Source organism: uncultured Thiocystis sp. (assembly GCF_903866365.1).
GTDB lineage: Bacteria > Pseudomonadota > Gammaproteobacteria > Chromatiales > Chromatiaceae > Chromatium.
In genome coordinates this window covers 1-7,066 of the sequence record NZ_CAIPNF010000362.1, presented here as the reverse complement: position 1 = coordinate 7,066, position 7,066 = coordinate 1, and the positions used below count along the sequence as shown (strand labels likewise).

Here is a 7,066-nt window from a genome sequence, read left to right as displayed (position 1 = left end):
TGCTACCCAAACGCTGGATCGTCGAACGCACACTCGGTTGGCTCAACCGTTGCCGGCGCCTCGCCAAGGACTTCGAAAATCTGGCCGCGACCGCGCTCGCTTTTCTCAAACTCGCCTCCATCCGTCTGATGCTCAGAAAACCGTGTAATCCAACCTGAACTTTATGAACAGACTCTCAGGACATTCGGGTTGAGCAGGTAAACGCCACCTTCCGATGACTCGGATATCTTGAGGCAGGATGCCAGATACTCACGCCTCATGATGACGGGGTCCTGGTCATCTCCGTAAACGAAATACTCATCGTCCGACACAGGTATTCCAGGGTCCGTGTCGATCCACGCCCTGATCCAGTCCGCATCCTCGTCCTTGAACCAGCCGATTTCGCTACAAGAGCGAAGGGAACCGGGAAAGTCCATGTCATTGCCGGGGTAAACCCAGCCGTTGGCAAACAAGAGAAACTCGCGATAGCTGGCGGGTAGTCTCACGCCCAGACGGGTTTCGGCGGCGCCGATCTCTTCCTCCGTGGCCGGAGGTAGCCCGAACCAGTCAGTGTCGATGAACTCTTGAGCAACCGACCCTGGTAAGCCTTCGTCGTTGATGAGATCCGCATTCCATTGCTTGAGTGTCGTTTCGAGCGTCATGGTTTCCTCGTCGGCGGATCTTGGGTCGAGCAACGGCAGGCTGGCGGCGTGCGTCTTGGTCTCGCCGGTCAAGGCGACGACTCGCTCGGCGAAAACCGCCAAGCGACCGCGCCAAGCGGGAAATCGCGTCAGTCGGAGACCTGACAGATCCCATTGGCTCCATGCTTGCCGGTGTAGCTGAGAGAGACCGTTTCGTCTGGGTTGATGGCGATGGAAAGCGTAATCCCCGCGCCCGTGGCTTCGTAATAGTTGGCATTGGACTTCTTGAGCTTCGCCTCCTTGCCGTTCAAGTAGACCGGCCCGCCCTTGTCGGCGTGTACCTCGATGCCGCCCGGACAGGTGCCGTTGAAAAAGGGGACACCGGCGTTGGCGGCCCCAGCCAGGGACAGGGCGGCGATGGCGATGGCTATGGCGATCTTCTTCATGGTCATGGACTCCTGCTGTTGTAGAGAACCGTGGTTTAGGCAACCGGATGGCTGTTTCCGGCCCCGCTGAACTGCACCCCTTCGAACACCAGCGTCGGTGTCCGCAGCGCGGTATAGAGGAAGGGATCGTTACCCACTTCCACCAGGCTGGCGAAGAGGGTCTTGAGGTTGCCGGTGACGATCATGCCGATGACCGGTTCGGCGATCTCGCCACCCCGGATGATGTGCCCGTTGAGTCCCTGGGAGAAGGCGCCGGTGGTCGGGTCGGCGTTGCCGCCGGCCCAGGCGGTGACCAGGACGCCGTCGCCGACCGCACGGATGATCTCCGCGAGCGCGCGCTCGCCGGGCTGGACGATCTGGTTCGATGGGTCGCCGGTGGTGACCGGCAGCCCGGTCTTGGCGGCGTAGTAGGTGTCGGCGTAGACGGCCTTGGGGACGCCGCGCTCGATCAGGGTCAGGGGACGGGCGGCGATGCCCTCGCGATCGTAGGGGTGGGACTCCAGGCCGCGCGGGCGCAACGGGTCGTCGATGATGGTGAGCTTGTCGCTCAAGGCTTGGGTGTCGATCAGCTTGGGCCAGAAGGATTGACCCTGCGAGATGTTGCCCGCCGTGGCCGGGGCGAGCAGGTCGCTGACCAGTCGCCTCGCGGCGCGTGGCTCGACCACCAGGGTGCCCTTCATGGTCGGTCCCTGGCGACTGCCCAGGCGCGCCCGTGCCCGCGCCAGGGTCTGCTCGCCGATGCGCGCCGTGCTCGGCAGGTCGTCCAGATGCAGACAGGCGGCCCCGTCGTCGCCCTCGGCGCGGCGCTCGCTGCCGCCCTCACGTCCACCTGGGCCGCGATCCCGCAAGGAGACCTGCTGGAAAAAGCCGACGCTGGTCTTGCCATAGGCACCGCTGAAGCCGTTGGAGCTGGCGTCGGCGACGAGCTTGTGACCGTCCTCGACCGAACTGGTGGCAGAGATCAGCGTCGGCTCCCCACTGACCGCCGCCTCCAGCTCGCGACACCAGGCGAGGCGCTGCTCACGAGTCAGCCCCGCGATACGCGGATCGACCAGTTGCAGGGCGGCGGCGGAGGCGGTCGGGAAGAGTGCCGGCGGGGTGATGCGCCGCTGTGGGTCGGCTTGCAACTGGCGGGTGAGCGGCACCGCCTCGCGGATGAAGTCGCGTAGATGGGCCTCCCGCAGGTCGGTGGTCGAATAGACTCCGTAACGGCCGTCGACATAGAGTTTGAGTTCCAGCCCCCGTTTGGTGGAGTCGGAAACGGTCTCCGGTTTGCCGTCGCGAAAGGCATAGCTCAGGCTGCTGTCCTGGACGGCCGTTGCCCAAGCGTCGTTGGCCCCAGCCGCGCGGGCCATCTCCACCGCCTGCTGGGCGAGCTTCAGCAGCGTGTCGGTCGCTGTCGTGTCGTGATCAGACATTTTCGCCTCCCACCGTCATGCGCGAGACCAGGGCCGAGGGCATGCCGATCGAGACCGGTACGCTTTGTCCGTTCTTGCCGCAGACCCAGCCGCCGGGGTCGAGCTTGAAGTCGTCCGCCACCATGGTGATGCGTTTGAGCGCCTCCGGGCCGTTGCCGATCAGGTTCACGTCCTTGATCGGCGCGGTGATCTTGCCGTTCTCCACCAGCCAACCGTTCTTGACATAGAAGGTGAAGTCGCCGGGACCGATGGCGACCTGACCGCCGGTGAAGGTCTCGGCGATGATGCCGTGCTGGATGGAGGCGACGATCTCGTCGCGGGTATGGGGTCCGTTCTCCATGAAGGTGGTCGTCATGCGCGGCATGATCGAGTAGCGGTAGGACTCGCGCCGACCTGAGCCGACGTGCTGCGCGATGCCGTAATGCCGGGCCGAGATGTTGTCGTGCAGATAGGACTTGAGGATGCCTTTTTCGACCAGGACGGCGCGCCCGGTGGCGTTGCCTTCGTCGTCCATGTTCAGCGTCCCCAGCTCGTGGGGCAGGTTGCCCTGATCGACCACGGTGACGAAGGGCGCGGCCACCGGCTTGCCGATCATGTCCGAATAGATGCTGGTGCCGATGCGGTTGAAGTCCGCCTCCATGCCGTGGCCGATGGCCTCGTGCAACAGTACGCTGCTGGCGCCGGCCGCGAGCACCACCGGCATCTCCCCGGCCGGCGGGCGCCGCGCGTCGAACAGCACCAGGGTGCGGGCGGCGACCTCGTCGACCTGGGCCTTGAGGCGGTCATCGGTGTAGAAGTCGATCCCATCGCGTGCGCCCAGCGACACCATATTGCTCTGGGTCTGATCGCCGCGCTTGGCCGTCACCATCAGGCCGAGCAGCGCGCTCGGGCGGCGGTCGGCGAGCAATCGGCCGTCCAGGGTCGCGATCAGCACCCGCTCGTCGGTGTCGGTCAGTTGCACTGTCACCTTGTCGATGGCGGGATCGGCGGCGCGCAGCAGGGACTCGACCTTCTGGATCAGCGGCAATTTCTCGTTAAGCCCGATTTCGGACCAGGGCCGCTTGACTGGATAGAGATCGCCCTGCCGCCTGGGATCGAAATGGGCCGGCAGGGTCGCGTGGGCGCCGCTCGCAATGGTCGCGGCGGTGCGGGCGGCCTGGAGCATGGACGCGGGCGTCAGATCCTCGGTGAAGGCGAAGCCGGTCTGATCCCCGACCACCACCCGCAATCCGACTCCCGGGCGATGTCGCTCGTGGCCTGGCTGGCCAGCCCGTCCTGCATCCGGATGAGGTTGGTGCGCTTGTGCTGGAAATAGAGTTCGGCGAAGTCCGCCCCGTTGGCGGTTAGCTCCGTCATGACGCGGCGGATCACGGCCTCGTCGATGCCGAACCAGTCGAGGAAGGGATTGGCCGGTGCGGTGGTGCTCAGGTCCGTGGCTTGGGGCTGGGCATGAAGAAAGGTCGGCAGGGTGAGACTCGCCAGACCGGCGGTGCCGGTGGCGAGGAAGTGGCGTCGGTTCATGGTCGGCTCCGGTGGCGGTTGGACGCGGTTCGAGTCAGCATTCTCGGCCTTCGCGGGAAGGTCGGGCGAATGGGTCCGCTGGACGTCAGGCGCTGCTCATGATGACGAAGTCCTTGCCGGAACGCCGGTCGGGGTGCAGCGGGTTGTCCGTGACGACGAGCACCAGGCCGGGATGCAGGCTGCGCTCGACGGCGCCTTGGAAGGCGCTGTCGGCGGTGAGCCGGGTGATCAGCGCATCCGGCGAGCCACGCCCCGCCCCGAGATCCGCCCCCGCCGTCTCGTGGTGGCTGATGGCGTGCCAGGCGAGCCCCTTGGCCCCGGCGTGGCTCCCGTTCAGGACGAAGACGTGCGAGCCGAGCGGACCGCCCGCACCGGCGAGCCGCCCCTCGGCGACGACCTCGCCGTTCTCGATCAGCTCCAGTTTGCGATCTGCCGAGGACGCGATGACCGTGGTCACCGGATACTCGGCCGTCGCGTCCCAGTCGGAGGGGTGGCGCTTGCCTTCCAGGCCCGCGACCGCCCGCTCGAATTCGTGCTCCGCATAGCCGGCGAGAACCAGGCCCGGATGGGTCAGCTCCCAGGGGTCCGCATGGCTGCCGGCGATGATCACCGGGGTGCCGACATGGGTGATCGTCCAGAGCTTCTCGGAAAAGCCCATCGGCAGGCGCACGCAGCCATGCGAGGCCGGATAGCCGGGCAGCTTGCCGGCGTGCAGCGCGATGCCGTCCCAGGTCAGCCGGTTCATGTTGGGCATGGGTGCGTTGTTGTAGGTGGAGGATCGGTGGTCCTTATCCTTCTCCAGCACGACGAAGACCCCGGTCGGTGTCTCATGGCCCGATTTGCCGGTCGAGCAGGTGGAGACGGCGATCCGCACCCCGTTGCGATAGACGTGCGCCATCTGCTCGGGCAGCGAGATCACCACGGCCACGGCACCCTTCGGCGAGCGGTCCGGGTGCCAGGTGAACTCGCCGGGCTGGAGGGTGTGGATCTCCTTGATAACCTCGGTACGCTCGACAGCCTCGGCGCGATTGACAACTTCGGCGCGCTTGACAACCTCGGTGCGCGAGCCGCAGTGCGCAAGGAGGAAGGGCGCCGCCCCCAGGGCGGCGAGTCGAAGGAGTGCGGTACGGCGATCGATCGGCTGCATCGTCAAGAAATCCTGTCAGTCGTTGTTAAACCGCTCCTCGCGCTGTAGGCGATGATTCCGGATTGGATCGGCTTCGGCAGACTCAACCATCGTCGGCGCTGGCGCGGTTTAGGTTAAGGGATGTGAGGCGCGATGGCCGAGGCGGATCAACCGCCGAACACCACCGCGTCCGGGATCTCGAAGCGTTCGTCGCCGGCGCGGATGCGCGTCAGGTCGCCCTCTCGGTCGGTGGAGAAGGCGGTGCCGCTGGTCGATCCTTCAATACCGGTCGCCCGGCCCTGCTCGAAGCGGATCACGCGCGAGGCGCCGCCGGGCAGGAAGACCGTCACCCGCGCCGCGCCCGAGCCTTCGCGGCGCACGCCGAACGGGCACGACGTCATGGGCTGACCGGCCGCCGTGGCGCAGGGGATGGAACCGGTGGCGTGGAAGTCGGTTCCGGGGACCAGGGCATCGGACGCGCTGGCGAGCGGGAAGCCGGAGCCGAGGAGCAGAGCGGCAAGGAGTGACAGAGGCGGGGAAAGGCGGCGCATGCGGGGAAAGACTCCTGGTAGGAAGGGCGAAGGCGCGCCGTGCTGGTCGTACCAGGACGCACGGCGCGATGGGTTCTGTCGGATCGCGCCTATTCGCAATCCAGCATGGTCACATCGACGATGGACTGGTAGCGCCCGTTCTCGGTGCGAATGGTGACGCAATGGGAACCCTTGACCCAGTTCGTATAGGAGCTGCCGCCGCCCTTACTGCCCGATGCGTACTCGTAACCGCGGCCCTCCATCTCCATCTCGCCGCTGCTCGCCTTGGCGCCCACCAGATCCTGGAGCGCGGTGGCCCCCGAACCACTGTGTCCACTGTGTTGGTTGTGCTCCGTGTAACCGTCGTCGTTCTGATGCTTGCCGGCCTGGCTGGCGGCGACCCCAATGGCCACGGCGGCGGCTGTTCCGATCGCCAGTTTCTCGGCGGTTCCCATGCCCTTGGGTTTGGGGCCGCTGTATTCGGCGGTGGTCACGTGACGGTTCTTGACCTCGCAGCTCCAGGAATGCTTGTCGCCGTCGACCTTCGCCTTGCCGGCGACCCTGAAATGTTTTTCGCCGTCGAGTTGGGTGGCCTGGGCATCGCGCAGGTCGGTGAGGTTGTATTCGCCGCGGATGCGGTTCTCGCAATCGCGGATCGCGTCTTCCTTGCCATAGGCGAGGACGGTGCCTGGGGCCGCGAGGGACAGGGTCAGCAAGACGCCCATGGGCGCGCGGAGGAGAGGGGGCTGATGCATGGAATGACTCCTGATGGTTTGATGGATCGAGAAGACAAGATGAAATCGGGGTGGACCGCAAGCCCCGGTTTAGGGCTGGTAGGACGATTCGCGCAGATAACGTCCGGCGACCCAACCCTGGGTGCCACGATTCTCAAGCCGCTCGACCCGGCACCAACGCTGGCCGCTCGTCAGGGTGCAGCCGAGGTTGCGCATGACCGCGCCATTGGGCAAGTCGCCGACCACGCGCTCCCGAGCGGAGGGGCCGGCGCGCAGATGCAGCGTGTCGCCGCTGGCCACGCCAGTGACCTCCCAGAAGTCCGGACCGCCGGCAAGCCCGTCGGCGAAGTCGGCGGCGGGCGCGGCGGAGTTGGCGCGAGGCGTGCCGTCGGCGTGCGCCGCGTCAGCGAGCAAGGGCGCGGCGGCCAGGAAGCAGGCGAGGAGGGAGAGAGCCGGTTTCTTCATCAGGGTTCGCTTCCGGGGGGGGCTTTAGGTTTCAGGCAGGCTGTCTGGCTGGCTCCAATCATATAAACTCACGTTTCGGAGTTGAAGTTCGCCATGGCGATCGTCTCAGACCTCCATAGAATCAGTCTCTGCGCCCTCCAATTGGAGGGTGAACTCATCGAGTTGCAGTGCCTGAACGAAGAAGCGCTGCACCTGCTCATCGATGG

At 65.9% G+C, this 7,066-nt stretch carries 10 protein-coding genes; 1 reads left to right on the top strand and 9 read right to left on the bottom strand.

Annotated elements, in window-relative coordinates; translation table 11 throughout:
* The coding region (locus QZY07_RS20290; RefSeq protein ID WP_295406556.1) for a transposase at positions 1 to 158 on the top strand (158 nt) is incomplete at its 5' end.
* Positions 159 to 161: 3 nt separating this feature from the next.
* Here the strand turns inward: QZY07_RS20290 and QZY07_RS20285 are convergent.
* The 9 genes from QZY07_RS20285 to QZY07_RS20245 all read right to left on the bottom strand — a co-directional run bounded on the left by QZY07_RS20285 (position 162) and on the right by QZY07_RS20245 (position 6,860).
* The gene (locus tag QZY07_RS20285) at positions 162 to 743 is read right to left on the bottom strand and encodes an SMI1/KNR4 family protein (protein ID WP_295406554.1); all 582 of its coding nucleotides are present in this window, start codon (positions 741 to 743) and stop codon (positions 162 to 164) included.
* A 26-nt stretch (positions 744 to 769) separates the two neighbouring features.
* Positions 770 to 1,066 (bottom strand): hypothetical protein, encoded by a 297-nt coding sequence (locus QZY07_RS20280; protein WP_295406551.1) that lies wholly within the window; start codon positions 1,064 to 1,066, stop codon positions 770 to 772.
* A gap of 35 nt (positions 1,067 to 1,101) precedes the next feature.
* Positions 1,102 to 2,484: a TldD/PmbA family protein gene (locus QZY07_RS20275; RefSeq protein ID WP_295406548.1), complete on the bottom strand. Its 1,383-nt coding sequence runs from the start codon at positions 2,482 to 2,484 to the stop codon at positions 1,102 to 1,104.
* Complete coding sequence (locus QZY07_RS20270; RefSeq protein WP_295406545.1) at positions 2,477 to 3,703, bottom strand: metallopeptidase TldD-related protein; 1,227 nt, start codon at positions 3,701 to 3,703, stop codon at positions 2,477 to 2,479. The genes QZY07_RS20275 and QZY07_RS20270 overlap by 8 nt, the downstream gene beginning before the upstream one ends.
* Complete coding sequence (locus tag QZY07_RS20265) at positions 3,661 to 4,005, bottom strand: hypothetical protein (RefSeq protein ID WP_295406542.1); 345 nt, start codon at positions 4,003 to 4,005, stop codon at positions 3,661 to 3,663. The genes QZY07_RS20270 and QZY07_RS20265 overlap by 43 nt, the downstream gene beginning before the upstream one ends.
* 85 nt (positions 4,006 to 4,090) lie before the next feature.
* The gene (locus QZY07_RS20260) at positions 4,091 to 5,152 is read right to left on the bottom strand and encodes a L,D-transpeptidase (RefSeq protein WP_295406539.1); all 1,062 of its coding nucleotides are present in this window, start codon (positions 5,150 to 5,152) and stop codon (positions 4,091 to 4,093) included.
* 146 nt (positions 5,153 to 5,298) lie between these two features.
* Complete coding sequence (locus tag QZY07_RS20255; RefSeq protein ID WP_295406536.1) at positions 5,299 to 5,682, bottom strand: hypothetical protein; 384 nt, start codon at positions 5,680 to 5,682, stop codon at positions 5,299 to 5,301.
* 89 nt (positions 5,683 to 5,771) lie between these two features.
* Positions 5,772 to 6,416 carry a hypothetical protein gene (locus tag QZY07_RS20250; protein WP_295406532.1) on the bottom strand — a complete coding sequence of 215 codons (645 nt, stop codon included), beginning with the start codon at positions 6,414 to 6,416 and terminating at the stop codon, positions 5,772 to 5,774.
* Between the two features lie 69 nt (positions 6,417 to 6,485).
* Entirely contained in the window at positions 6,486 to 6,860 is a 375-nt protein-coding gene (locus QZY07_RS20245) for an SH3 domain-containing protein (protein WP_295406529.1), read from the bottom strand.
* Between the last annotated feature and the right edge of the window lie 206 nt (positions 6,861 to 7,066).